The organism is Streptomyces sp. NPDC036984 (assembly GCF_055607665.1).
On sequence record NZ_JBVJRL010000010.1, the window covers coordinates 103,539 to 126,427 of the forward strand.

General features: G+C 72.8%; 20 protein-coding genes, 2 pseudogenes and 1 riboswitch. Of the genes and pseudogenes, 12 read left to right on the forward strand and 10 right to left on the reverse strand.

Features of this window, described 5'->3' with window-relative positions:
• Positions 1–52 precede the first annotated feature (52 nt).
• From ACZ7DL_RS19970 to ACZ7DL_RS19980, 3 genes and pseudogenes are all read right to left on the reverse strand, one after another.
• Positions 53–427 (reverse strand): annotated as a pseudogene (locus ACZ7DL_RS19970) (FUSC family protein); the annotation flags it as partial.
• Between the two features lie 276 nt (positions 428–703).
• Positions 704–1,660: an endonuclease/exonuclease/phosphatase family protein gene (locus ACZ7DL_RS19975; RefSeq protein WP_470775517.1), complete on the reverse strand. Its 957-nt coding sequence runs from the start codon at positions 1,658–1,660 to the stop codon at positions 704–706.
• A 10-nt stretch (positions 1,661–1,670) separates the two neighbouring features.
• The gene (locus tag ACZ7DL_RS19980; protein WP_470775519.1) at positions 1,671–2,459 is read right to left on the reverse strand and encodes an alpha/beta fold hydrolase; all 789 of its coding nucleotides are present in this window, start codon (positions 2,457–2,459) and stop codon (positions 1,671–1,673) included.
• 87 nt (positions 2,460–2,546) lie between these two features.
• Between ACZ7DL_RS19980 and ACZ7DL_RS19985 the strand changes: the two genes are divergently transcribed.
• Positions 2,547–3,893 carry an aminotransferase-like domain-containing protein gene (locus ACZ7DL_RS19985; RefSeq protein WP_470775521.1) on the forward strand — a complete coding sequence of 449 codons (1,347 nt, stop codon included), beginning with the start codon at positions 2,547–2,549 and terminating at the stop codon, positions 3,891–3,893.
• Here the strand turns inward: ACZ7DL_RS19985 and ACZ7DL_RS19990 are convergent.
• Both ACZ7DL_RS19990 and ACZ7DL_RS19995 read right to left on the reverse strand, forming a co-directional pair.
• A complete protein-coding gene (locus tag ACZ7DL_RS19990) occupies positions 3,793–4,722 on the reverse strand; it encodes a hypothetical protein (protein WP_470775523.1) in 930 nt (309 codons plus the stop codon). The genes ACZ7DL_RS19985 and ACZ7DL_RS19990 overlap by 101 nt on opposite strands.
• Positions 4,723–5,005: 283 nt before the next feature.
• On the reverse strand, positions 5,006–5,488 hold the full coding sequence (locus ACZ7DL_RS19995; protein WP_470775525.1) for a hypothetical protein: 483 nt from the start codon (positions 5,486–5,488) through the stop codon (positions 5,006–5,008).
• A gap of 154 nt (positions 5,489–5,642) precedes the next feature.
• On the opposite strand from ACZ7DL_RS19995, the gene ACZ7DL_RS20000 reads away from it, so the two are divergent.
• Together ACZ7DL_RS20000 and ACZ7DL_RS20005 are read left to right on the forward strand one after the other, a co-directional pair.
• A complete protein-coding gene (locus ACZ7DL_RS20000) occupies positions 5,643–6,803 on the forward strand; it encodes a PP2C family protein-serine/threonine phosphatase (protein WP_470775528.1) in 1,161 nt (386 codons plus the stop codon).
• A gap of 109 nt (positions 6,804–6,912) precedes the next feature.
• On the forward strand, positions 6,913–8,352 hold the full coding sequence (locus ACZ7DL_RS20005; protein WP_470775530.1) for a hypothetical protein: 1,440 nt from the start codon (positions 6,913–6,915) through the stop codon (positions 8,350–8,352).
• Positions 8,353–8,355: 3 nt separating this feature from the next.
• Here ACZ7DL_RS20005 and ACZ7DL_RS20010 read toward each other — a convergent pair whose 3' ends face one another.
• Positions 8,356–10,329, reverse strand: a complete 1,974-nt coding sequence (locus ACZ7DL_RS20010) for an Ig-like domain repeat protein (protein WP_470775532.1) — start codon at positions 10,327–10,329, stop codon at positions 8,356–8,358.
• 402 nt (positions 10,330–10,731) lie between these two features.
• On the opposite strand from ACZ7DL_RS20010, the pseudogene ACZ7DL_RS20015 reads away from it, so the two are divergent.
• Positions 10,732–11,575, forward strand: a pseudogene (locus ACZ7DL_RS20015) (helix-turn-helix domain-containing protein).
• Positions 11,535–11,795 (forward strand): DUF397 domain-containing protein, encoded by a 261-nt coding sequence (locus ACZ7DL_RS20020; RefSeq protein WP_470775535.1) that lies wholly within the window; start codon positions 11,535–11,537, stop codon positions 11,793–11,795. Before ACZ7DL_RS20015 ends, ACZ7DL_RS20020 begins: the two are co-directional and overlap by 41 nt.
• Here ACZ7DL_RS20020 and ACZ7DL_RS20025 read toward each other — a convergent pair.
• The gene (locus tag ACZ7DL_RS20025; protein WP_470775537.1) at positions 11,792–11,995 is read right to left on the reverse strand and encodes a hypothetical protein; all 204 of its coding nucleotides are present in this window, start codon (positions 11,993–11,995) and stop codon (positions 11,792–11,794) included. The two genes, ACZ7DL_RS20020 and ACZ7DL_RS20025, sit on opposite strands and share 4 nt — an antisense overlap.
• Positions 11,996–12,074: 79 nt before the next feature.
• On the opposite strand from ACZ7DL_RS20025, the gene ACZ7DL_RS20030 reads away from it, so the two are divergent.
• On the forward strand, positions 12,075–13,418 hold the full coding sequence (locus ACZ7DL_RS20030; RefSeq protein WP_470775539.1) for a helix-turn-helix domain-containing protein: 1,344 nt from the start codon (positions 12,075–12,077) through the stop codon (positions 13,416–13,418).
• Between the two features lie 3 nt (positions 13,419–13,421).
• Here the strand turns inward: ACZ7DL_RS20030 and ACZ7DL_RS20035 are convergent, their stop codons facing one another.
• Positions 13,422–14,216: a hypothetical protein gene (locus ACZ7DL_RS20035; RefSeq protein ID WP_470775541.1), complete on the reverse strand. Its 795-nt coding sequence runs from the start codon at positions 14,214–14,216 to the stop codon at positions 13,422–13,424.
• Positions 14,217–14,579: 363 nt separating this feature from the next.
• On the opposite strand from ACZ7DL_RS20035, the gene thrS reads away from it, so the two are divergent.
• The 3 genes from thrS to ACZ7DL_RS20050 all read left to right on the forward strand — a co-directional run bounded on the left by thrS (position 14,580) and on the right by ACZ7DL_RS20050 (position 17,594).
• Positions 14,580–15,806 carry a threonine--tRNA ligase gene (thrS, locus tag ACZ7DL_RS20040; protein ID WP_470775544.1) on the forward strand — a complete coding sequence of 409 codons (1,227 nt, stop codon included), beginning with the start codon at positions 14,580–14,582 and terminating at the stop codon, positions 15,804–15,806.
• A 31-nt stretch (positions 15,807–15,837) separates the two neighbouring features.
• Complete coding sequence (locus ACZ7DL_RS20045; protein ID WP_470775545.1) at positions 15,838–16,803, forward strand: nucleoside hydrolase; 966 nt, start codon at positions 15,838–15,840, stop codon at positions 16,801–16,803.
• A gap of 290 nt (positions 16,804–17,093) precedes the next feature.
• Positions 17,094–17,594 carry a ricin-type beta-trefoil lectin domain protein gene (locus ACZ7DL_RS20050; protein ID WP_470775546.1) on the forward strand — a complete coding sequence of 167 codons (501 nt, stop codon included), beginning with the start codon at positions 17,094–17,096 and terminating at the stop codon, positions 17,592–17,594.
• A 16-nt stretch (positions 17,595–17,610) separates the two neighbouring features.
• On the opposite strand, the gene nicT is transcribed toward ACZ7DL_RS20050, so the two are convergent.
• A complete protein-coding gene (gene nicT / locus ACZ7DL_RS20055; protein ID WP_470775547.1) occupies positions 17,611–18,720 on the reverse strand; it encodes a Nickel transporter NicT in 1,110 nt (369 codons plus the stop codon).
• Between the two features lie 26 nt (positions 18,721–18,746).
• Positions 18,747–18,931, reverse strand: a riboswitch (cobalamin riboswitch).
• Between the two features lie 78 nt (positions 18,932–19,009).
• On the opposite strand from nicT, the gene ACZ7DL_RS20060 reads away from it, so the two are divergent.
• Together ACZ7DL_RS20060 and ACZ7DL_RS20065 are read left to right on the forward strand one after the other, a co-directional pair.
• A complete protein-coding gene (locus ACZ7DL_RS20060; protein WP_470775549.1) occupies positions 19,010–19,360 on the forward strand; it encodes an ArsR/SmtB family transcription factor in 351 nt (116 codons plus the stop codon).
• A gap of 79 nt (positions 19,361–19,439) precedes the next feature.
• Positions 19,440–21,098, forward strand: a complete 1,659-nt coding sequence (locus ACZ7DL_RS20065; RefSeq protein WP_470775551.1) for a glycoside hydrolase family 13 protein — start codon at positions 19,440–19,442, stop codon at positions 21,096–21,098.
• Here ACZ7DL_RS20065 and ACZ7DL_RS20070 read toward each other — a convergent pair.
• On the reverse strand, positions 21,095–21,841 hold the full coding sequence (locus tag ACZ7DL_RS20070; RefSeq protein ID WP_470775776.1) for a DUF4142 domain-containing protein: 747 nt from the start codon (positions 21,839–21,841) through the stop codon (positions 21,095–21,097). The genes ACZ7DL_RS20065 and ACZ7DL_RS20070 overlap by 4 nt on opposite strands.
• 244 nt (positions 21,842–22,085) lie before the next feature.
• On the opposite strand from ACZ7DL_RS20070, the gene ACZ7DL_RS20075 reads away from it, so the two are divergent.
• Complete coding sequence (locus tag ACZ7DL_RS20075) at positions 22,086–22,772, forward strand: DUF6445 family protein (protein WP_470775553.1); 687 nt, start codon at positions 22,086–22,088, stop codon at positions 22,770–22,772.
• Positions 22,773–22,889 lie beyond the last annotated feature (117 nt).

Genomic DNA, 22,889 nt, shown 5'->3' on the forward strand with positions numbered 1-22,889 from the left:
CGCTGGCCAGGACGGACACGTAAGGTTAGCGGCCCCCGGCGGCGGCGAGCGGTCAGTGCGGGGACGCGATTGCGCGGGCCGCGGCCACCTCCTGGCGGAGGGGTTCGAGGACGCTGTCCGCGGGGCCGGTGAGGCCGGTGCGTACGGCGGTCAGGGTCTCCGCGCTGCGGACACCCTCGGGCAGCTCACGGAGCTGCAGGGCCACCTGCGTGATCTCGGCGGTGGACGGGGGCGCGGCCCCGTGCCGGACGCGGACGCGGGCCGCCGTCGTGGCGTCCACGATGCGTTCCACGGTGACGACCAGCAGCCACCAGGCGGCGGCGCGCCGGCCGGTCGGCGGGGGTTCGGTCAGGGCCCGCTGGAATTCCGTGCGGATGACGGAGAGGTCGCGGTAGAGGCGGCGGCGCATGCGGGCACGCGGCTGCGGCCGTGGTGGCGGGCGCGCCGGGCGAGGATCAGGTCGTACGACTCGTTCAGGGACCGGGTGACCGTGCGGCGGGCCTCGGCTGACGGGCGCCTGCTGGGCTTTGAGGTTCCGCACCAGCCAGTCGGGAGGGGGGAGGCCGATGGGGACTCTCGGGACATGCGCCCATTATGGCCGGAATGCGATGGTCGGCCCGGGGCGGGGTCTCTCGCCGCCCTGCCCCCTCGCCCGCCCGTCCTCCCGCCCGCCTGCCCCCTGGGTGCCCTGTCCGTCTGCCGTTCACTGCCGTCGGTGCAGCGTGAGGTCGACCACGAGGGCGCGGTGGTCGGTGCCGGGCACGCGCAGGAAGCGGGCGTCGGTCGCGGTGAAGTCCCGGGTGACCAGCACGTGGTCGATCTGGACGCCGATGACGGAGGCGGTGCGGGACGGCCAGCTCGGGGTGCGGTCGTGGCCGGCGAGCCGGGCCGCGTCGGCGAGGCCGGTGTCGAGGATGTGCCGGAAGGCCGCGTGGTCCTGGGAGGCGTTGAAGTCGCCGGCCAGGATGGTGGGAGTGCCCGTGCCGGCGGCCGCGAAGGCGCGGATCCGGCCCAGCTCGCGGCGCCACAGGCCGACCTGGTCCGGCAGTGGGGGCACGGGGTGGGCGAGCTGGAGGCGTACGGGGTGGCCGCGCACGTCGGCCACCGCGCCGGGCATGCCCATGGTGCCGGGCACGCCCGGGGCCGGCGTGAGGGGGAAGCGGCTGAGGATGACAGAACCCTTGGAGCCGTCCGCCTCGACGGCCCGGCGGTGCGGGTAGACGGCCCCGACGTCGTGTTCCAGCGTGGCCCGGCAGCCGGGCTCGCACTCCGCCACGAAGACGACGTCCGGACGCCGGTCGCGCACCACCCCGGCCAGGGCGGGGGTGCCGCGGCCGTACTCGACGTTCGAGGTCAGGACGCGGAGCCGGGCGAGGGGCAGGCCGTCGGGCTCGCCGGCCGTGCCGTACGGCTCCTGGTACCAGGCGAGCAGGCCGAGGACGGCGACCGACCACACCAGGCCCGGCCACCAGCGGGCGAGCAGCGCGCACAGCAGGGCGAGGCAGGCCGGTACCAGCAGCCAGGGCAGGAAGGCGAGGAGCTGGGGCACGGGGCTGATGCCGTCGGTGTCGGCGACCCGGCAGCCGACGACCACGCTCACCCCGGCGAGCAGCAGCCCGGCACACCAGGCGCCGAGCCTGCGTCCGGGGCGCTGGGTCACGGGAGCGAGCCTACGGTCGCCCGTCCACGCGCGCCAGGAATGCGCCGAGGGCCCGGTTGAACTCCTCGGGCCGTTCCAGGTTGGGAAGATGGGCGGCGCCCGCGATGACGTGCAGGCTGGAGTCGGGCAGGACCGCGTGCATCGCCTCGGCGTCGGCGACGGGGGTGTAGGTGTCGTCGGCACCGACCAGGACCAGGGCGGGCACGGCCACCTTCGTCAACAGGTCCCGGTAGTCGGGGCGTTCGGCCCGGCCGCGCAGGGCCGCGGCGGCACCCTCGGGGGAGGTGGCCGTCATCATGCCGTGCACATGGGCCTTGACCTCGGGGTCGGCGTACGGGGCGACCATCTTCTCCAGCACCTCGTCGGCGTAGCCCCGCATGCCCTCGGCGAGCAGCCGGTCGGCCATGGCGTTGCGGCTCCGCCTGCCCTCGGGGCTCTCGGCGGCGGGGAAGGTGTCGGCGAGGACGAGGCCCCGGATCCGGTCGCCGAAGCGGGCGGCGCACTCCATGACGATCTGGCCGCCCATGGACAGGCCGGCGAGGACGCAGGCGTCCACGTCCAGGTGGTCCAGGAGGGCGGCGATGTCCTCGGCGTGGCGGGAGAGCGGGACGCTGCCGGGAGTCACCGGGGAGGCGCCGTAGCCGCGCAGGTCGGGGGCGATCACCCGGCGGCCGGCGGAGAACTCCGCCAGCTGCGGGTGCCACATCGTGCGGTCGAAGGGGTGTCCGTGGACGAGGACGAGGGGAACCCGGGAGGTGACTCCGGGGTCTTTGTCCTCGAATGCGAGGAAGGGGGGCATGGCAACGACCCTAGGGCGCCCCATCGCTCGGTGCAATAAAATCTTTGCCCTCGGTGCAATCCAACGCATCGGAGAACAGGGGGACTTGTGGACGACTACCGGCGCATCGCCGACCGGATAGCGGCGGACATCACCGGCGGACGGCTCCGCCCCGGCGCGCGGCTGCCACCCCAGCGGGCGTTCGCCCGCCGGCACGGCATCGCGCCGTCGACTGCGGGCCGGGTGTACTCCGAACTCGTGCGCCGGGGACTGGTGGTGGGCGAGGTGGGCCGCGGCACGTTCGTGCGGGCCACCGCGCCGGACGGGCAGCCGGGGCACGCCCTGACCGAGGCGTCGGGCGCCCCGCTGGTGAACCTGGAGCTCAACTACCCCTCCGCGCCCGGCCAGGCGGAACTGCTGGCCCCGGCCCTCGCCCCGCTGCTGCGGCCCGACGCGCTCGGCCAGGCGCTGCGGCCGGCCGCCGCCGCGGGCACCCCGGTGGCCCGGGAGGCGATCGCCGCCCTGCTCGCACGCGGCGGGCTGCGGACCCGCCCGGAGCGGATCCTGTTCACCGGCAACGCCCGCCAGGCGATCGCCGCCACCCTCGCCTCGCTGGTCCGGCCCGGCGGCCGGGTCGGCGTGGAGCAGCTGACGTATCCGCTGGTGAAGGAGATCGCCGCCCGCCTCGGCCTGGTCCTGGTCCCGCTCGCCACGGACGCGGAGGGGCCCGTGCCCGACTCCGTGGCCGCCGCCCACCGCGGCACGCCGCTGTCCGCCCTCTACCTCCAGCCGGCCCTGCACAACCCGACCTCCCGGACGACGAGTGCCGAGCGGCTGCGGCAGCTGGCGGACACTGTCCACAGGCTGGGGATACCGGTGGTGGAGGACCGGATCTGGGCCTTCCTCCAGCCGGGCGGCACACCCCCGCTCGCCGCGCTCGCTCCGGGTCTTGTGCACCTGGTCGACAGCCTGTCCAAGCGGGTCGCGCCCGGCCTCACCGTCGGCTTCACCGTGGTACCGGAGGACCGCGGCGAGGCGGTGGCGCGGGCGATCCGGTCCGGCGGGTGGAGCGCGGGTGCCTTCGCGCTGGAGGCGGCCGTGCGGTGGCTCGGCGACGGGACCGTGGACCGGTTGGTGGCCGCCAAGCGGCGGGAAGCGGAGCGGCGGCAGCGGCTGGTCGCCGAGAAGCTGGCCGGGTTCGCCGTACGGTCCGATCCCGCCGCCTACTTCGCCTGGTGGGAGCTGCCGGCGCCGTGGCGGGCGGACACCTTCACGGCCGCCGCGCGGGCCCGCGGGATCGCCGTCACCCCGGGTACGGCCTTCTCGGTCGACCCGAACCGGACCCCGGACGCGGTCAGGCTCGGGCTCGGGTCGGAGCCGGAGCCGGTGCTGGCGCGGGCGCTGGCGACCCTCGCCGGCGTCGCACGGGACGGGGCAGCCGCAAGTACCGGGTGAGCCAGGCGATGAGGGCCACCACGAGGCCCAGGCCGAGCAGCAGCCAGGCGGCCGACCGCAGGGTGGCGGTGAGGGCGTCGTAGACCGCGCCCGCCGCCGGATGGGACACGCCGGCGGGCAGGTCGGCCAGGGTCAGCCCGCGGCCGACGGTGAGGGCGAGCGCGAGCAGGGCGCCGCCCAGGGCCGTGCCCAGGGCGGTGGCGACGACGGCACGGCGGCGGTGGACGGCGAGCGCGATCCCGCTCACGGCGAACGCGACGGCCGCCACCGGCAGCCAGAAACCGGCGACTTCGAGCACGTGGAACCCCTTTCGGAGCGCGGTCAGTTCGCCCGCCGGGAGCACGGCCACCGCGGTGTGCTCCACCGGGATGCGCGCGGCGAGCGGCACGTGGTCCTGGGCGAGCTGGCGTTTGACCTGGGCGGTGACCGGAGCCAGGTCGACGGTGACATCGCGCTCGTCCTCGTCCTTGGCCCGCAGGGCGCGCAGCACGGCGTCGTGGGTGACCTGGTTGCCGGTGTCCCAGGCCAGCCGGAAGGCCCGGGTCTGCGTGAAGGAGCGCACCGCGTCGTGCACGAACGGGCGCACCGAGCCGCGCAGCGGGCGGACGTCCACGTGCTGGTCCACCGCGCGCAGGATGCCGTCCCCGACCGCGTCCGCGACGGCCTCCCGCACGGCCGGGTCGGCGGCGAGCGGGGCCATCGTGGTGACGTACCGGCCCGTGTCGGCGAGCCCGTACGCCGCCCAGGCCGCCAGCGCGCCGAAGGGCACGAGGAGGCAGGACAGGGCGATCAGTACGGTCGACAGGGCGCTCCTGAGGCGTGAGGGCACGGTTCCAGGCAAGGGCTGCGGCGGCCGGCACGCGAGCGGGAGGACTGCATTCGGGCGGTAGGAGGACCCCCTTGGCGGAACTGGGGTTTCCGCTCTCCGGTGGAGGGTTCACCCGAACGGGTGTTTCCTGGTGCTGGGCGGTTCCGGATCGTCCGGCTTCTCCGGGTCGTGGAGCCGGACCGGGTCCGGAACGCAGCCCCGGTGGGGATCCCGGGGGGCACAGGGGAGCGCGTGGGCCCCGGCCGTCCGGCCGGGGCCCACGCGCGCTCTCCGCCGTGCCCGCTCAGCGGACCCGGCGTCCGAAGGCGTCCTCCCGCGTGTAGTAGCGGTAGAAGAACACGGCGAAGGTGACCGCCGACACCACCAGGGACATCAGCACGGACCGCAGGACCGTCGCGCCGGTCTGGCTGTACATGAAGCCGAACGCACAGCCGACGAACGCCGTCCACAGCAGCGCGTGCACCTCCCGCGGCATCCGCGGGGCCAGCGTCAGCAGGGCGATGCACGCCACCGCGAACACCAGCGCGCTGACGAAGCCGAGCAGCAGGTTCCAGCCGGTGATCGCACCGCCGGAGCGGTTGTTGGCCGCCACCCAGTAGCCGTAGACCAGTCCCAGGACGATGGGGACGGCCAGCCGGGCGACCGCGTGGGTGCGGGCGTCGAAGATGTCCGGTGGCCGTGCGCGCACATCGGCCGCCCGGCCCTCCACCTCGGGCGTGCGGCCGGGCCGGGACATGCCGCCGGGCGCGGGTGCCGCTTGAGCCATGAGGGCACTCCTCTCTCCTCGCCCCCGATCCGCCCCCCGCTACCAGGGCACACCGGGGCACCAGGGCTGGCAAATCGGCCAGGAAGGTGACGAGTGCCCGGATGCATGCGGTTCTCTCCCGTGCTTGTCTGAAAGACATGGAGGGCTGCCCGCCGTGACGGAGATCGAGTACGGGCGGCGGCGCCCGCTGCTGCGGGTCCACGGGTGGAGCATCGCGTGGCTGCCGCCGCTGCTGCTGCTCACCGGCGTCGTCCTGCTGGACTTCAACACCGGCGAGCAGTTCCGGATCGTCTCCTGGATCGTCCTGGTCCCCGGCATCGCCGCCGCGATCTGCGGGGTGTGGACGACGGCCGCGTACGGCGTGGTGTCGGTGGTGACGTACGTGGCCGTGGACAGCGCCTGGCCCGACCAGTACCAGGCCGGACTCGGCGACTTCCTCCTGGTCGCCTTCGGCGGCGCCCTGGCCACCCTGGCCGCCGCCGTGCGCGTGCGCCAGGAACGCCAGGTCCTGCACATCCGGGACATCGCCGAGACCACCCGGCGCACCGTGCTGCGCCCGCTGCCGCCCGGCTGGGCCGGGCTGGAGCACGCGGGGGTGTACCTGGCCGCCGACGTCGACGCCCGGGTCGGCGGCGACTTCTACGACATCCAGCCCGGCCCGCACGGCACCCGGGTCCTCGTCGGCGACGTGCAGGGCAAGGGGCTCGGCGCGGTGGAGGCCGCCGCCGCGCTGCTCGGCACCTTCCGCGAGGCCGGCTACCACGAGAAGGGCCTCGCGACCGTCGCCGAACGCCTGGAGATCCGGATGCTCAGGCACCGGTCCCACACCGCCGCGCTCGGCCGGGACGACGGCGACCGCTTCGCCACCGCCGTCCTCATCGCCTTCCCCGAGGACGCCCCGGAGGCGATCGAGATGCTCAACTTCGGCCACGAAGCCCCGCTCGCCGTCGGCCCGCGCGGGGTCCGGGAGCTGCCCAGCGGCGACGGTGTGCCGCTCGGCCTCGGTGACCTAGCGGGCGCCCTGCCACCCGTGCACCGGGTGCCGCTGGCCGCCGACGAGACGCTGCTGCTGGTCACCGACGGGGTGACCGAGGCCCGCGACGGCCCCGGCGCGTTCTACCAGCTGGCCCGCGAGGTCGCCCGCGCCGTCGCCGCCGACCCGCACCGCGCCGAGCCCCGGCCCCTGGTCCGCGGGGTCCGTGACGGCGTCCTGCGGCACACCGGGGGGCGGCTGGTGGACGACACCACGATCTTCGCGGTGCGGCGGGCCGCGGCCGCGGTCGAAGACCACGAACAGGGACGTTTGCGGTCCTGAGGCGCCGATGGGCGGCGGCAGCGGCTACGGTGCTGGCTGGAGAGCGGATCTACGGGGTCCTCGGGTACGGAGGGTTCACGGGGTTCGCAGTGCGACAGGGGGAGGCACGATGCCCGGAACCGTGCTGCTGCTCGCGGCCTCGCCGCTGGGCCGGGGACGCCTGGTGGACGCGGCCGGTGTCCTGCCGGTGCTGGCCGCCGTCGCCCCCGCCGTGCTGGCCGGCACCGACACCGCGAACGTCGTCGAACTCGCCGACCCGCTGGAACCACAGGCCGTCCTGACCCGGCTGCGGGCCGCCGCGGCCTCCCCCGGTCCGCTCACCGTGTACGTCACCGGCCAGCTCCACCTGGACCGCCGGCAGCACCAGCTCCATCTGGCCCTGGCCCGCACCACACCGGCCACGGTCCGCTACACCGCCCTGCCCTGGCACTGGATCCGCGAGGAGCTGCGGCTGCGTTCCGCCACGGACACCGCCCTCGTCGTGGACCTGCACACGGACGCGGAGACCTGGCGGCACATCACCGAACGCGGCCTCGACTCCGGCCCGCACACCGCCGTCTACGGCCGCATCGCCCCGCCCGCCTCCCGGCGGACCCTGGCCGAGCCGGCCTACATGAAAACGGTGGCCACCCTGCTGCGCAGCGGCCACCGACCTCCCCTGGACGTCCTGCACCAGCAGGCGCTGGGCCGGATCCCGGCGGAGACGGTGGGAAACCTGCTGCTGGCCGGCGCCGGCGGCCATGGGCCGGCCTACCCGGCGGTCGGCATGGTGCCGGGTGCGGGCATGGGCGGCTTCGCGCCGCCGGCCGGGGGCGCCGGTCCGGTCCCGGGCACCGAGAGCCGCGGCTTGGTGTCGGGTGTCGCGGGTGGTGGTCCGATGCCGGGTGCCGTGGCCGGTGGCCCGGTGTCGGGTGGCGGCTCCGAGGGCCTGGTGCCGGGATCCCGGTACGGCGGCCCTGCCCACGACTCCAGGGCTGGTGCCACCGCCCCCGGCCCGACCGACTCCCCGGCCTTCCCCGCCACCGGCCCGGCCACCGCCGCCGGCCTTACCGTCCCCGTCACCGGCACCATCGACTCCCTCAGGCCCCTCACCCCCCTCACCTCCCCCACCACCACCCCCCACCCCGACGACCCGCACGCCGGTATCGCGGCTGCCGTGGAGGCCGGGCGGCACGGGGAGGCGGATGGGTTGGCGGCTCGGTATGAGGCGGACGCCGTGCGGGCGCACGGGGCCGGGTCCGAGCAGGCGTTGCACTGGAGTGAGGTCCGGGCCGACCTGGCGATGTTCGCGGGGGACCCGGTGCGCAGTTGCCGGGTCTGGCTGGACGTCGCGGGGGCGCGGCTGGCCGCGGGTCAGGCGGGAGACGCGCCCGCCGTGGAGGCGGCCGTCGACCGCGCCCACCACCAGTGGACCCGTATCAAGGACACGGCGCGGGCCCGTGAACTCGGGCCCGCGCTCGCGGAGTTGCGGCTCAGGGTGCCGGGGCGCCGGCGCGGCGCGCTGGAGAACGTCCAGCGGCAGCTGCGTCAGCTCCAGGGCACCCCCTAGCGGCTACTTGGTGTAGGTGAAGTACTTCCAGGCGCCGTGCGTCGTGGAGTTCACGGTGTCACCGGAGGCGCTGTTGATGTACGACGAGCGGATGCGGAAGCGCCAGCCGACGTCCTGGCCGTGGTCGCCGGTGATGCTGACCCTGGACACGCCGTCGGAGCCCAGCTTGAAGTACGCGGGGTCGCCCGGGTACCAGCGGCCCTGGTAGTACACCTCGAACTCGAGCTTCTGCGCCCGGCCCGGGAAGTACGACATCTTGGTCGTGATCAGCGGGTTCTTGGTCTTGTGGAAGAAGTAGTACGTGTGGCCCCACGTGTACGTCGACTTGTAGTGGTTGGTGACCGACGTGGACACGCTGACCTTGGCGCCGACGGTGCTGCTCGCGGACGCCGGCTTGTAGCGGGAGTCGCCCGCGAACTTCGCGGTGACCTTCGTGTCCCGCTTCAGGTCCAGGGTGACCGAGAGGTTGCCGTCGGAGTTGACCTTGCCGGACTTCACCAGCTTGTTCGGCTTGTCGCCGCCGAACGGGTCGGCCCAGATCTCCACCGTACGGTTCGAGTACGTCGTACCGAGGTGCGCCGTGAACGTGACGTCCTTGCCGTACGAGTACACCTTGCCGTTGTTGTTGACGGTCAGCGTCGGCTTGGCGCGGGAGACCTCGACGGTGTCCGAAGCGGAGGCCGCCGCGTGGTCGGCGTCACCGGCGTAGGCCACGGTGTACTTCACCTTGCCGCCGGCCGGCGGGGTGTCGGTGAAGGAGAACGTGCCGTCGGCCTTGGTGACCGCCGCCGCCAGGGTCTTGCCCTTCGGGGACTCCAGGTCGGTACGGGTCACGGTCAGCTTGGTGCCGGCCGGGACGGCCACCTTGGAGGTGACCTTGCCCTTGACGGTGAGCTGCTTGGCGCGGGTGGCGGTGGCCGGCGCGTCCACGGTGACGGCGGACGCCGCCTTGGTGGGCGCGATCAGGACACGCAGCGAGTACACGCCCTGGCTGTTGCTGGTCACCGCGAACAGCCGGGAGCCGTCGGGGGCCCAGGCCAGACCGCCCCGGGCCAGCAGGTCGGAGCCGCTGGTGGTGCCGGTGTTCGGGAAGTCGTAGGTGCGGACCGCCTCGCTGGTGCCGGGCTTGAAGATGTAGACGTCCGGCTCGTAGGAGCCGTCGATGCCGGCCGCGACCGTGCCGTTCGGCGCGATGGCGACGGAGTTCGGGTAGGCGTCCGTGACGTACTTGCCGTCCTCGTTCAGGTCGGAGGTCCGGAACACCTGCTGGTAGTACGGCGCGCCGCTGGCCACCACGACGTCCTTGCCGTCGGGGGTGACCTGGAGGTCGCCGAGGTTGCTGCCCGCCTCACGGGTGCTCGCCACCTTCGTGGCGGTGCCCGACGAGACGTCGTACGAGGCCAGTTCGACCGGGCTCTGCCCGAGGGCGCCCGCGATCAGGGTGGTGGAGCCGGGCGCGGCGTCCAGCAGCGGAGCCGCGTACCAGCCGTTGTCCTGGCCGAGGGTGATCTTGTGGTCCTCGGCCGCGAGGTCGACGGAGCCGATGTTGCCCTCGGCGGCGCCGCCGTAGCCGAACCACAGCTTGCCGCCCGCGAGGGCGACGCTGAGCGGCTTGTCGCCGACCTCGTACCGCGCGGTCTCGGTGTCGGTGGCGGTGTCGAAGACGGCGATGGCGTCGAGGTCCTGCACGGCCGCGTAGAGCGTGCCGGAGTCGGCGGACAGCTCCAGGCCGTTGACGCCGGAGAGGTTGGTGTCGAGCTGCTTGACGAACTTCCCGGCGAAGTCCGTCACGACGATCTTGCCGTTGAGCGGGTCGCTGACGAAGACCTGCTGGTGGACGGCGTCCACGACGATGTCACCGGCCTGCTTCACCGGCAGGGCGGTGGTGGAGTCGGCGGACGCCGGAGTGGCGGCGAGAGCCGCCGAGCTGAAGAGGACCGCCAGGGTGGTGGCAGCCGTGAGAGAGCGCTTGCGCACGCTGATTCGAACCCCCCGGAACGAATGAAAAGACGTGGGTGCCCGCGCGGACACGGCGAGATGTGGGCCCCCTGTGCATGAGCCGTGTGCGCCGCGCGTGGCGAGTGTGCGCAAAGACTAGGTCATGCAACCGACAACAACGCGAGGGCCCCGGAGGCGAGCGTGCGGACACCTGGGGCAACCGGGGACAGGTCGGGCGCGAGGCGGGGTCGTGGTTGCTCCGACCGCGAAAAATTTCCCCCGCCGGTGCCGCCGGGAGCCCGTTCCGTACCTCGGCGGCGGGGGTGCGCGCGGCAGCTGAGCGGCGGTCGCAGAGCAGGCCGGTTTCGTGATTTCCGGTACGGCTGTGGAGTCGGGCCGTTACGCCCTGCTACAGACCGATCGCAGGGGGTGCCGCACATCATGGTCAACATCCGCCCGCTCGACCCCAGTGCCTCTCCGCTGGACTACTTCGGATCGGAGCTGCGCAGAAAACGCGAGGAGGCCGGGCTGACGCAGAAGGAGCTGGGCGCGATCGTCTTCTGTACGGGCTCCCTGATCGGCCAGATCGAGACCACGCTGAAGGTGCCGACGCGGGAGTTCGCCGAGCGGGTGGACGCGGCGCTGATGACGGACGGGTTCTTCTCGCGGTTGGTGGGGCTGGTGTTGCGGAGCCAGTTGCCGAGCTGGTTCCAGCCGTATGCGGATATGGAGGCTACGGCGACCTATATCTCCACGTACCAGTGCCAGTTGGTGTACGGGCTACTTCAGACGAAGCCCTACGCGGCGGTGCTGCTGCGCGTGGACCATCCAGACAGGGTCGAGGAGATGGTCGCCGCCCGCATGGAGCGGCAGCGCATACTGCGACGAGATCAGCCGCCGGTGCTGTGGATCGTCATGGACGAAGCAGTGCTGCACCAAATGGTCGGCGACCGGGGGGTAATGCGTGAGCAACTAGGCCACCTGCTTTCGGGACAACCCGTGGGTGCACATCCAGGTGCTGCCATCATCCGTTGGCGCGCACACCGGAATGATGGGCTCATTCACTGTGGCGCGCTTCGACGACCATCCCGACCTCTTCTACTGTGAGAGCTATGACCAGGGGCACATGACCGCCAATCCACAAGTGATCAGGGAGCGTTCAGTCGGTTACGCTCGCTTGCAGGCCACCGCCCTCTCATCGGAGGACTCGGCCGACCTGATCGCCCGCGTCATGGAGGAGCGCTATGGACACCAGCAAGCAGCTGAAGGCCGCGACGTGGCGTAAGTCCTCGTACAGCGGCACCAGTGGTGGTGAGTGCGTCGAATGCGCCGCCCTCGGCACTGCCGCCTGGCGTAAGTCCTCGTACAGCGGGAGCAGCGGCGGCGACTGCATCGAGGTCGCCGACCTCCCCACCCTCATCGCCGTCCGTGACTCCAAGCAGCCTCACGCGGCGCACCTCGCCGTGACTCCCCGGGCGTGGGCTGCCTTCCTCGGCGCTCTTTAACGTGTCGACGCGGACGTCGTGACCTGCGCGGCCGGGACCGCTGTCGTCGCCCTGGCCGGGCCGGCATTCGCCGCGAGGAGCAGGGCCGCCGCGGCGATCACCGCGGCTGTTACGGCCCTCCGTGCGGTGGGGCGTGCGTAGGGTGCGGATGTACGTCCGGACACGGCGACCTCGCAACACGACAGCGGCCTGTTAAGCATGCTTAATTAGCCGTTTAACCTAGGGGCTGCCGGATTCGGCGGCAAGAGGCGTCGGGGGAGTTGGGGGGGGGCACGCTGCATGCCGGAGCGGGACGATCCGGAGGTCATCGGACGGCGGGTGCAGCGGCTGCGTACCGAACGTGGGCTCACTCAGCGGCAACTGGCGGAACCGGCGTACACACCCGCCTATATCTCCACCCTGGAGGCGGGCCGGGCGCGGGCCTCCGACGAGGCGCTGCGGCACATCGCGGACCGGCTCGGGGTCGCCTTCGAGGAGCTGGCCGTCGGCCGGCCCGCCCACCTCGCCACCGATCTGCGGCTACGGCTCACCGAGGCGCAGCGGATCCTCGCCGACGGCCGCGCCGAGGAGGCCGCCGCCCAGTACACCGCGCTGCGCGCCGAGGCGGAGACCCACGGGCTCGGCTGCGAAGAGGCCGCCGCCCTGCTCGGCCTCGGCGAATGCGCCCTGGAGACCGGCGAGCTGACCGCCGCGCGGGAGTACTTCGAGCAGGCCGAGGAGCTGCTGGCCGACAAGACCCTGCCGGTGCGCGTCCACGCCGTACGCGGCCGGGCCGTCGCCCACTACCTCGCGGGTGAACTCCGGTACGCGGTCTACCTTTTGGAGTCCGCCCTCGACGAGCTGAACCGCGGCGGACTGCACGACCCGGACGCGCTGCTGCTGCTGTACGCCAGCGTCATCGGCCCGTACATGGACATGGGCGCCCACGCCCGCGCCGCCCAGGCCGCCGAGTTCGCCCTCGCGCTCGCCCCGCAGGCCGGCGATCCCGCGCTGATCGCCCGTATGCACCGCTCGGTGGCGCGCACCCTGCTCGCCGAGGGCCGGGTCGCGGAGGCCGACGCCTCCCTCGCCAAGGCGGCCGAGCTCTACCGCCAGCTGCGGCTCCGTACCGAGCTGGCCAACTGCCACTGGATGCGCGGCTACGTCTGCGCCCAGAACGGCGAACTCGACCGCGCCGAGGCCGAGCTGAGGCAGGCGCACACCATGCTCTCGGAGAGCCGCGCCGCCCTGTACCGCAGCCAGGCCGCCGTCGAACTGGCCGACGTCCTGCACCGCCGGGGCAAGTCCGAGGAGGCCGCCGAGCTGCTGGAGGGCGTCCTCGGGGACTTCTCCTCCGAGCGCGGCGCCGTCCACGCCGCCGCCGCGCACCGCCTCCTGGGCATCATCGCCGAGGACGCCCGGGACACCGAGGCGGCGGAGGAGCACTACGTCCGCGCCCTCAGCATCCTGGAACGCGCGGGTGCCGCCGGTGACCTCGCCGACCTGTGCCGCCTCCTCGGCGACCTGCTCCGCCGCACCGGCCGCACCGAGGCCGCCCTGGACGCATACCGCACCGGCCTGGGGCACCGCACCACTCCGGGCACCACCACGCTCGGCCCGGCCCCGGCCCAGCCACCGCTGTGAGGCTCACACCTGGACCCGGCCCTGCTTGCGGACGTCCGCCAGGCGCAGGGCGCCGATCTGGACGGCGGCCTGGGTCGCGTCGTTCGGCACATCGCCGAGACCGCCGTTGGTGAGCGCGAAGCAGTCCTGGCCGACCCGGACGGCGGCCACGTCCAGGCTGAGCAGGAACTCCCGCCCGTCCGGCGTCGTACTCGCGAGGGTGACGCGCAAGCCCTGGCGCCTGTCCCCGACCTCCGGCAGCGGGGCGTCCACCACCTGTACGTCCTCGACCAGCCCGAGTTCCGTGGTGGCCGTGAACCGCGCGCACTGCGTCGGCAGCGTGCCCAGCCAGGACAGCATGGCGTCGACGTCCGAGGGGCGGCGGGCGCCGATCTGGTAGCGGAGCTGGGCGTCGTTGTCCGTTTCGTCCAGGCCGACCGCGACGCGGGCCGGCGCGCCGAGGAGTTCGTCGCTGTAGAGGGCGTCCAGCAGCCGCTGGCACTCCCCGGCCGTGGTGCTCGCCTTCAGCAGCCCGTCCCGCCAGGTGGCCGCGCCGGTCGTGGGCGTCCAGGGGGAGCCGAGGTCGGTCTCGTTGATGAGCGCGGCCTCGACCTGCTCGTCGCTGAGCGTGGCACCGTCGGGCCGCGCGGACGCCTTGGCCGTCGAGGCCGGCCCGTCGACCGTGGGCAGGGGGTGCGGCGCGCTCGCCGGCTGCCGCAGACCGAGGGCCGCGCAGCCGCCGGCGGCGAGCAGACCGGTGGCGAGGAGGGAGAGCAGGACGCCACGGGGGAGCTGCGGCGGGCGTATCGCGGGGGTCATCGGAGCCTCCTGGGCTGCGTGCGGCCGACGGGTGCCTGATCTCACGGCACCACCGGCCCGACCCGCTCACCAGCGCTCCGGTCCGTACGGGTGAGGGGCGTGGGGGAGAGAGGTATGCGGGTGAGGGGCGTAGGGAGGAGAGGCGTACGGGTGAGGTGGCGAACGGAAAATCCGTGGTGCGGGGCGGGCGGGGCCGGTAGCGTCGCGTCCATGCAGCGCGCCCCGCAGTACCCGTCGAGCACGACGACGCCGGAGACCGTCCCGGCGCGCTGACACCTGACCAGCATCGAAGCCCCGGGGCGCACGCCCCGGGGCTTCGTCGTGCACCCGGGGCGTCCGCCTCCCTCACCGAGGAGTCCCGGAATGAACCACCGGCTGCCCGACCACCGCCGCCTCGGCCGTGAACTCGGCCTCTTCGACACCGACCCGCTGATGGGCGCCGGCCTGCCGTACTGGCTGCCCGACGGTGCGGTCGTCCGGCACACCCTGGAGGAGTACATCCGGGACGCCGAACGCCGGGCCGGCTACCGGCACGTGTACTCGCCCGCGCTCGGCAAACGGGAGCTGTACGAGATCTCCGGGCACTGGGACCACTACCGCGACGACATGTACCCGCCGATGAAGCTCGGCGCGGAGGAGGTCGTGCTGCGCCCCAGCCTCTGCCCCCACCACGCCCTGATCTACCGCTCCCGCTCCCACAGCTACCGCGAACTGCCCCTGCGCATCGCGGAACTGGGCGCCATGCACCGCGCCGAGCTGTCCGGCGTGCTCGGCGGGCTGACCCGGGTCCGCGCCATCCACCTCAACGACGCGCACATCTTCTGCACCCTCGACCAGGCCGTGGCGGAGGCCCGCGCCGCCCTGGAGCTGATCGCCCGCGCCTACGCCGACCTCGGCATCGAGGCCGTACGCCACCGCCTGTCGCTGCCCGGCGCTGGCGGCAAGTACGTCGCCGACCCGGAGCTGTGGCGCCGGGCGACCGACCTGCTGCGGGAGGTCCTCGCCGAGGCGGGGGTGGCGTACGAGGAGGCCGAGGGCGAGGCCGCGTTCTACGGTCCCAAGATCGATGTGCAGATCGCGGACCCGGCGGGCCGCGAGTCCACCCTGTCCACCGTGCAGATCGACTTCCACCAGCCCGCCCGCTTCGACCTGCACTACATCGGCGCCGACGGCGCGAAGCACCGGCCCGTGATGGTGCACCGCAGCGTCATCGGCAGCGTCGAGCGGGCCGTAGCCCACCTCCTGGAGGCGCACGGCGGAGCGTTCCCGGCCTGGCTGGCCCCGGTCCAGCTGGCCGTGCTGCCGGTCGGCGAGGACCAGCGCGAGCAGGCGGCGGCGCTGGTCCGGGAGGCGGTCGCGCTCGGCCTGCGCGCCGAACTCGCCGGGCCCGAGGAGGGCACCCTGGGCGCCAGGATCCGCGCGGCGCGCCTGGTGCCGTACCAGGCGGTGATCGGCGCGCGGGAGGCCGGCGCCGGGCTGGCCGCCGTACGGCTGCGGGACGGCCGCCGGCCCGGTGCGCTGCCCGGGAGCGAACTCCTCGGGTGCATCGCCGAACGGGTGGCGGCACGCGACACCGCACTGTGGGCCTGATCTAAGGTCGGCACGACGGAAGGAGCCCGCCATGACCGGTCAGCCCATCCCTGTGATCATCGACTGCGACACCGGCGTCGATGACGCCCTGGCCCTGCTGTTCGCCGTACGCCACCCTGGACTCGACCTCAGGGCGGTGACCTGCGTGGCCGGGAACACCGACGTCGACGGGGTGGTCCGCAACACGCTCACCGTGCTGGAGCAGGCGGGCGCCCCCGACATCCCGGTGGGCCGGGGTGCCGAGCGCCCGCTGCTCGAACCGGCCCGCTCGGCCCGGCACGTGCACGGCGCCGACGGCATGGGCGACCTGGGCCTGCCCGCGCCCACCCGGACCCCGGCGGCCGTCGACGCCGTCACCCTCCTGCACCGCGAGATCCTCGCCTCCCCGCGCCCGGTGACGCTGATCCCGACGGCGCCGCTGACGAACATCGCCCTGCTGCTGCGCACCCACCCCGAGGTGACCCGGAACATCGAGCGGATCGTGTTCATGGGCGGTGCGGTGGAGATCGGAAACGCCACGCCGGTCGCGGAGTTCAACGTCTGGCACGACCCGGAGGCCGCGGCGATCCTGCTCACGGCCGGGGTACCGATCACGATGTACGGCCTGGACGTCTTCCGGCAGGTCGTCGTGGACAGCGACGAGGTGCACCGGCTGCGTACGAGCAGCGAGCCCGGCACCCGCCTGGCCGGCGAGCTGCTCGCCCACCGGCCGGCCCACCAGGGCGAGCCGCCGGAGGCCGAGGAGGCGGGCGGCCTCGGCGACGCTGGCGCGGTCTGCGCGGTCGCCGACCCGGCGGGCATCACGACCAGCCTCCTCCCGGTCGAGGTCTCCCTCGCCCCCGGTCCGGCCCGCGGCCAGACCGTCGTGGACCGCCGCCCCCGCCTCGGCGAGTCCGAGATCCACGAGGGTGGCCGCGAACGGGCGCTGGTCGACGTGGCGTTGGAGGTGGACGTCGACCGGTACGTGAAGCTGTACCTGGAGACGGTCCGGCGCTAGGCAGCGTCTTGGCGATCACGTGACGAGCCAGACGGCCACTCGGCCGGTCGTCGGTGTCCAGGCCGGACGGGAAGGAGATGCAACAGCGGATCGAGGCAGCTCTGCGACACCGTCCCCATGGCGCCACCCGGTCGAGGGGAATACCGACTTCAGGTGACGGGAGGCGGGCAGATGCCCTGTCCGGCCTGCTTGCGGGCAAGGATCATCCCGTAGTGGTCCAAGGGCTTGGCAAGCGGTCAGGGACGCGGTGCGACCTGCCGCCGGGGCCGGCAAGAGCGAGGGAGTCATCTGTGGACAGGACCAGGACAGGGGCGGTCATCGCTTCGATCGGCGCCGCGCTTCTCGTTTCCACTGCGCTGACGGGCCAGGCTGCGGCACAGGGCGGGCTGGTGCTGGAGAACGTCGCCAGCCCCGGATACGTCCTCGACAACGACGGCGGCCGAGGAACAGACTCCAGTGTCCTGGTCTACGACCGGCACGGCTCGCCGAACCAGGTGTGGGACGTGAACCCCGAAGGCGGCACCACCGTACGGCTCATGCAACGGATCGGCGGCCAGGAGCTGTGCGCCGCCGCCGTATTCAACGGCAATGCCGAAGTGTCCATGCAGAACTGCGACAGCAGTGGCGCAGTGACGAGGTGGCACCAGATCGCCGTCGGCGGCAACCGCTGGGTCTACCGGAACGCCGCCCAGCACAAATGCCTTGCGGCCGCCCAGCTGAACGGTCCGGTGCAACTCGTCGAATGCGCGTTCGGGGACCAGGAACAGCAGTGGATCAAACGGGCCGGGTGAACAGGCACGTTCCTGGCTACTCGGCGGGCGTGGCGGCGGCCGACCAGCGCTCCTCCACCCGCGCCAGCCGCCAGTACGCCAGGGCCGCCGCCCACACCGCCACGAACAGGCCGACGATGAGGTAGCCGACACTGTCCAGGTTCAGGTCGGCCACCCAGCCGGTGACCGGGTCGCGCAGGTCGAACTTCTCGTGGATGACACCGACCAGCTCGATCGTCCCGATGAAGAAGGCGACCGCGATGGACAGGCCGGTGATGGCGAGGTTGTAGAAGACCTTGCGGACGGGGTTGGAGAACGCCCACTGGTAGGCGAAGTTCATGAACGTGCCGTCGAGCGTGTCGAACAGGCTCATCCCGGCGGCGAAGAGGAGGGGCAGGCAGAGGATCGCGTACCAGGGGAGGCCGGCCGCCGCGCCCGAGCCCGCCATCACCATCAGGGTGACCTCGGTGGCCGTGTCGAAGCCGAGGCCGAAGAGGAAGCCCAGCGGGTACATCTGGCCCGGCCGGGACACGGACTTCGTCAGCCGGCCGAGGACGCGGTTCATGAATCCCCGCGAGTCCAGGTGCTGTTCCAGCTCCTGTTCGTCGTACGAGCCCGCCCGCATCGCCCGGAACACCTTCAGGATGCCCACCAGGGCGACCAGGTTCAGGGCGGCGATGAGATAGAGGAACGTGCCGGAGATCGTCGTACCGAGGAAGCCGAGCACCTGGTGGGTGGTGGAGCCCTCGTTCATCACCTTCCCGGCGAGAGAGGTGCCGCCCGCGATCAGCAGTGCCAGCAGCACCACCACGCTGGAGTGGCCGAGCGCGAACCAGAACCCCACCGACACCGGCCGCTTGCCGTCGGCCATCAGCTTGCGGGTGGTGTTGTCGATCGCGGCGATGTGGTCGGCGTCGAAGGCGTGCCGCATGCCGAGGGTGTAGGCGGTGATGCCGAGACCGACCCCGAAGACCTCGCTGCCCACCTGGTAGTGCCGGGGCGCGACGAGCAGGAAGAGAATCCCGAAGGCGACGACGTGCAGGGCGAGAATCACGGCCATCAGCCCCACCGTCTTGACGGTGTCCTCGCGTCGCCAGCGGAAGGACGCGGGCCTGGACTCGGACAGGGATGTCCCGGGCGGGTTCATGCGGTCAGCTCCAGCACCTCGTGGATCTTTCATGAGCTGCCGTGGCCGGTCTCCTGGCTTACGGGTCGTACGTCCGCCGTCCCTGCCTTCCCGGTCGTGCGACCAGTGGCCCGGCGGTCAGCCGGACGGAACGGGAACTCCCCGATCACAGTGGCGAGGGCCGCGTCGACCTTGCATCGACTTCCCGAACACCACGGCCCGCCCACAGTAGGGGGCTTCGGCCCTCCCTGCACAGTTGCTCACCTGTGCAGGTATTCAAGATCACATAGAGGTTTGCGAGGATGGCGGCATGCATCTCGTGCCTGCCGACCGAGCCGACCGTCGGACCATCGACGGTCACCGGGTGTGTGAGGCGATCGCCGCCATCGGTGAGGTGGGTCGTCTGCGCGCCTGGGCCGACCGGTTCTCCCTGCTCGCCGACGCCAATCGGCTCGCGCTGCTGCTCGCCCTGCATCGCACCGGCCCGCTGGCCGTGTCCGATCTCGCGGTCGCCACGGGGATGAACGATCCCGCCGTCTCCCAGGCGCTGCGGCTGCTGCGGGCGGCCGGGGTGGTGGCGGGCGAGAAGGAGGGGCGCGTGGTGCGCTACCGGGTGGTGGACGCGGAGGTACAGGGCCTGTTGGCGCACTGCGCCCCCTGACCCACCATCGAAAGGTTCCCTTTCCGGGCAATGTGGACAGATACAGATTCTGTACTGTAGTCCGTCCCATGGAGCCCGTATGGCAGACCTCTCGCCGGACCTCTCGTCCAGGAACCCCGACTGGTGGCGGCAGGCCGTCATCTACCAGGTCTATCCGCGCAGCTTCGCCGACGCCGACGGCGACGGCCTCGGGGACCTGAAAGGCGTCACCGAGCGGCTGAACCACCTCGCCACGCTCGGCGTCGACGCCCTGTGGCTGAGCCCCTTCTACCCCTCCGAACTCGCCGACGGCGGCTACGACGTCGCCGACCACCGCGGTGTCGACGAGCGCCTCGGCACCCTGGACGACTTCGACGCCCTGGTCGCCGAGGCGCACCGGCTGGGCCTGAAGGTCGTCGTGGACATCGTCCCCAACCACACCTCGCATCTGCACCCCTGGTTCCAGGAGGCGCTGCGCGCCGGGCCCGGCTCCGCCGCCCGGAACCGGTACGTCTTCCGGCCGGGGCGCGGGGCACACGGTGAACTCCCGCCCAGCGACTGGCAGTCGGTGTTCGGCGGCAGCGCCTGGCGGCGGGTCCCGGACGGGGAGTGGTACCTCCATCTCTTCGCCCCCGAACAGCCCGACCTCGACTGGGACAACGAGGACGTCCGCGCCGACTTCCGCGCCACCCTGCGCTTCTGGTCCGACCGGGGCGTGGACGGCTTCCGCGTCGACGTCGCCCATGGTCTGGCCAAGGACCTCACCGAGCCGCTGCGGGACCTCGGCGACATCGGCGCGACCGGCGAGGAGGCCCTGCGGTGGGTGGAGCCGGGCAGCCACCCGTACTGGGACCGCGACGAGGTCCACGAGATCTACCGGGACTGGCGCAAGATCTTCGACGCTTACAGCCCGCCGCGCACCGCCGTGGCCGAAGCCTGGGTCCCGGACGCCCGCCGCGCCCTGTACGCCCGCCCCGACGAACTGGGCCAGGCGTTCAACTTCGAGTACCTGGAGGCCCACTGGGACGCGGAGGAGCTGCGTCAGGTCATCACCGGCTCGCTGGCCACGGCCCGGACCGTCGGAGCCTCCGCGACCTGGGTGCTGTCCAACCACGACGTCGTGCGCCACGCCTCCCGCCTCATGCTGCCGCCCGGTACCGACCCGGACGCCTGGCTGCTGGCGGGCGGCACGGCGCCCGCCGTCGACCCGGCGGCCGGCCTGCGCCGGGCCCGGGCGGCGACCCTGCTGATGCTGGCGCTGCCCGGCTCGGCCTACCTCTACCAGGGCGAGGAACTCGGCCTGCCGGAGGTCGCCGACCTGCCCACCCAGGTGCTCCAGGACCCGATCTGGGAACAGACCGGCCATGTCCGCAAGGGCCGTGACGGCTGCCGGGTGCCGCTGCCGTGGACGACGACCGGACCGTCGTACGGCTTCGGGCCCGGGGCGGGCTGGCTGCCGCAGCCGGCGTCCTTCGCGGCCTGTGCCGTCGAGGCGCAGGCCGACGCGGAGGGCTCCACGCTGGAGCTGTACCGCACGGCTCTGCGGCTGCGCCGCAAGCTGCTGGACGGCGAGACGCTGGACTGGACGGAGGACGCGCCCGCCGGAGTGCTGGACTTCACCCGCACCGAGACCTGGCGGAGCGTCACCAACCTGGGCGCCGAGCCGGTACCGCTGCCACCGGGCGAGGTGCTGCTGACGAGCACCCCGCTGCCGGACGGGAAGGTGCTGCCACCGGACACGACGGTCTGGCTGGGCTAGCCCACCGTGGGGCCGGGGGTGGGTGCGGTGCCACTGCCCGCTGCGCCGCCGGACAGGCCGTTCAGGTCCAGCGGTGTGGAGGTGGCGGTCGGCGGCGGGGTCAGCACCACCTCCGGCTGGCCGGCGGCGGGGGCCGGCGGCGTCAGGTCGGACTGGGGCAGCTTCGGCGGGGTGGTCTGGTTGAAGATGGTCTGCTCGAAGTCGACCAGACCGGTCTTCTCCATCACCGTGATGTGGTCCAGGACCGTGTTGTTGGCCTGGTCGGCGAGGGCCCGCACCAGCGAGTTCTTGGTCGTGGAGCGGACCTTCGCGATGGTGTTGAAGATCGAGCCGTGCGTCATCCGCAGGATGTTGGCGAAGTCGGTGTCGAACTGCTTGCCGCTCTCCGCCTTGAGCTGGTTGACGAAGCCCTGCTGCTGAGGACTCGCCACGTTGGGCAGCGTGATGTTCAGCATCGGGGCGAGCTTGCGGCAGGAGGCGTCCAGTGCGGCATGCCCGTCGATCAGGTGCTCGCTGGCCGTCTTGACCGCCTTGCTGGAGCCCTTCTGCAGCCCGATCTGACCGAGCGGGTACTCCCACAGGCCGGCCGCCCGCACCTTGACCACGAAGTCCCGGTCGCCCTCGGTGAGCGGCCCCCACTGGGTGTTGGCGATGATGCGCGTCTGGGAGCTGGAGACGGTGTCGAGCCCGAGCATGCCCGGGTAGGCGAGTGCCGCGAGGGTCAGCACCATCGCACCGCCCACGAAGAGAGTTCCCGTCGCGTTCCGCGAAAAGCGCACCGTGCCTCCTGCCCGGTCGTGGATCCTGCCCGCAGGGACGGCGCGGGCGGTTCGGACGCACAGGAGTACGGCTGCGGGAGCGATTCGTCTCGGCGTTTTCAGGTAAAGATTCTCCCCGGTGCCGTTGGCCGAAAGTTGACCTGTGCACGGCGCAAGGTTGACCTCTCCGCGGGAGAAGCCTGGGCAGGCCCGCGCCTAGATTCGCGGCATGCCGCCACAGCCTCCGCCCCGGCACCCCGCCGCGCTGCCCGTCCTGCCCTACCGCAAGCCCACCAAGGGCCGTGACTACTGGGTGCTGGACGACGTCCTGCCCGGCATCGACGCCGTACGGGAGCGGTGCCTGGCCAAGGACGACTGGGTCGAGGGGTATCCGTACACCTCCGAGGCCTGGCCCGGCCTGCGCGCCATGCCCGGTTTGGAACCGCCGGAACTGGCCCGGGTCGAGCGGCTGGTGAAGCAGGCGACCGGGGCGAAGGAGCTGTGGGTGCAGCAGACGCCCGGCGGCGGCACCCTCAACCACAACTGCGTCCAGGTGGTCGGCGAGGGCGAGAGCCGGCCCCGCCCGCACACCGACTCCCGCGCCCTGTGCCGGTACGCTGCCGTGCTCTACCTCAACCCGAACGTGCCCAAGGACTGCGGCACCAGCTTCTACCGCCAGTCGCTGCCCGGCGGCCGGCTCGGCGGCAACGTCGTGCAGGCCCCGCACACCAACCTGGTCGAGGCCCTCGGCACCCGCTTCGTCGCGCCGGACGCCTTCGAGGAGGACGTCCGCGTCCCGCACCGGTACAACCGGCTGCTCCTGTACAACGCCAACCTCGTGCACAGCGCGACCGGCTACCACGGCAGGACGCTGGAGGAGAGACGCATGACGGCGGTCTTCTTCTGGATGGCGTGACGCCGTGCGGGCGTGATGCCGTGCGGGCGTGACGCCGAGCGGGCGTGACGCCGAGCCGGTGTCCGGCCGCGGCCGTGGTGGCGTGCGGCCTGGTCGGGAGCGGCTCGGGTGGGTCAG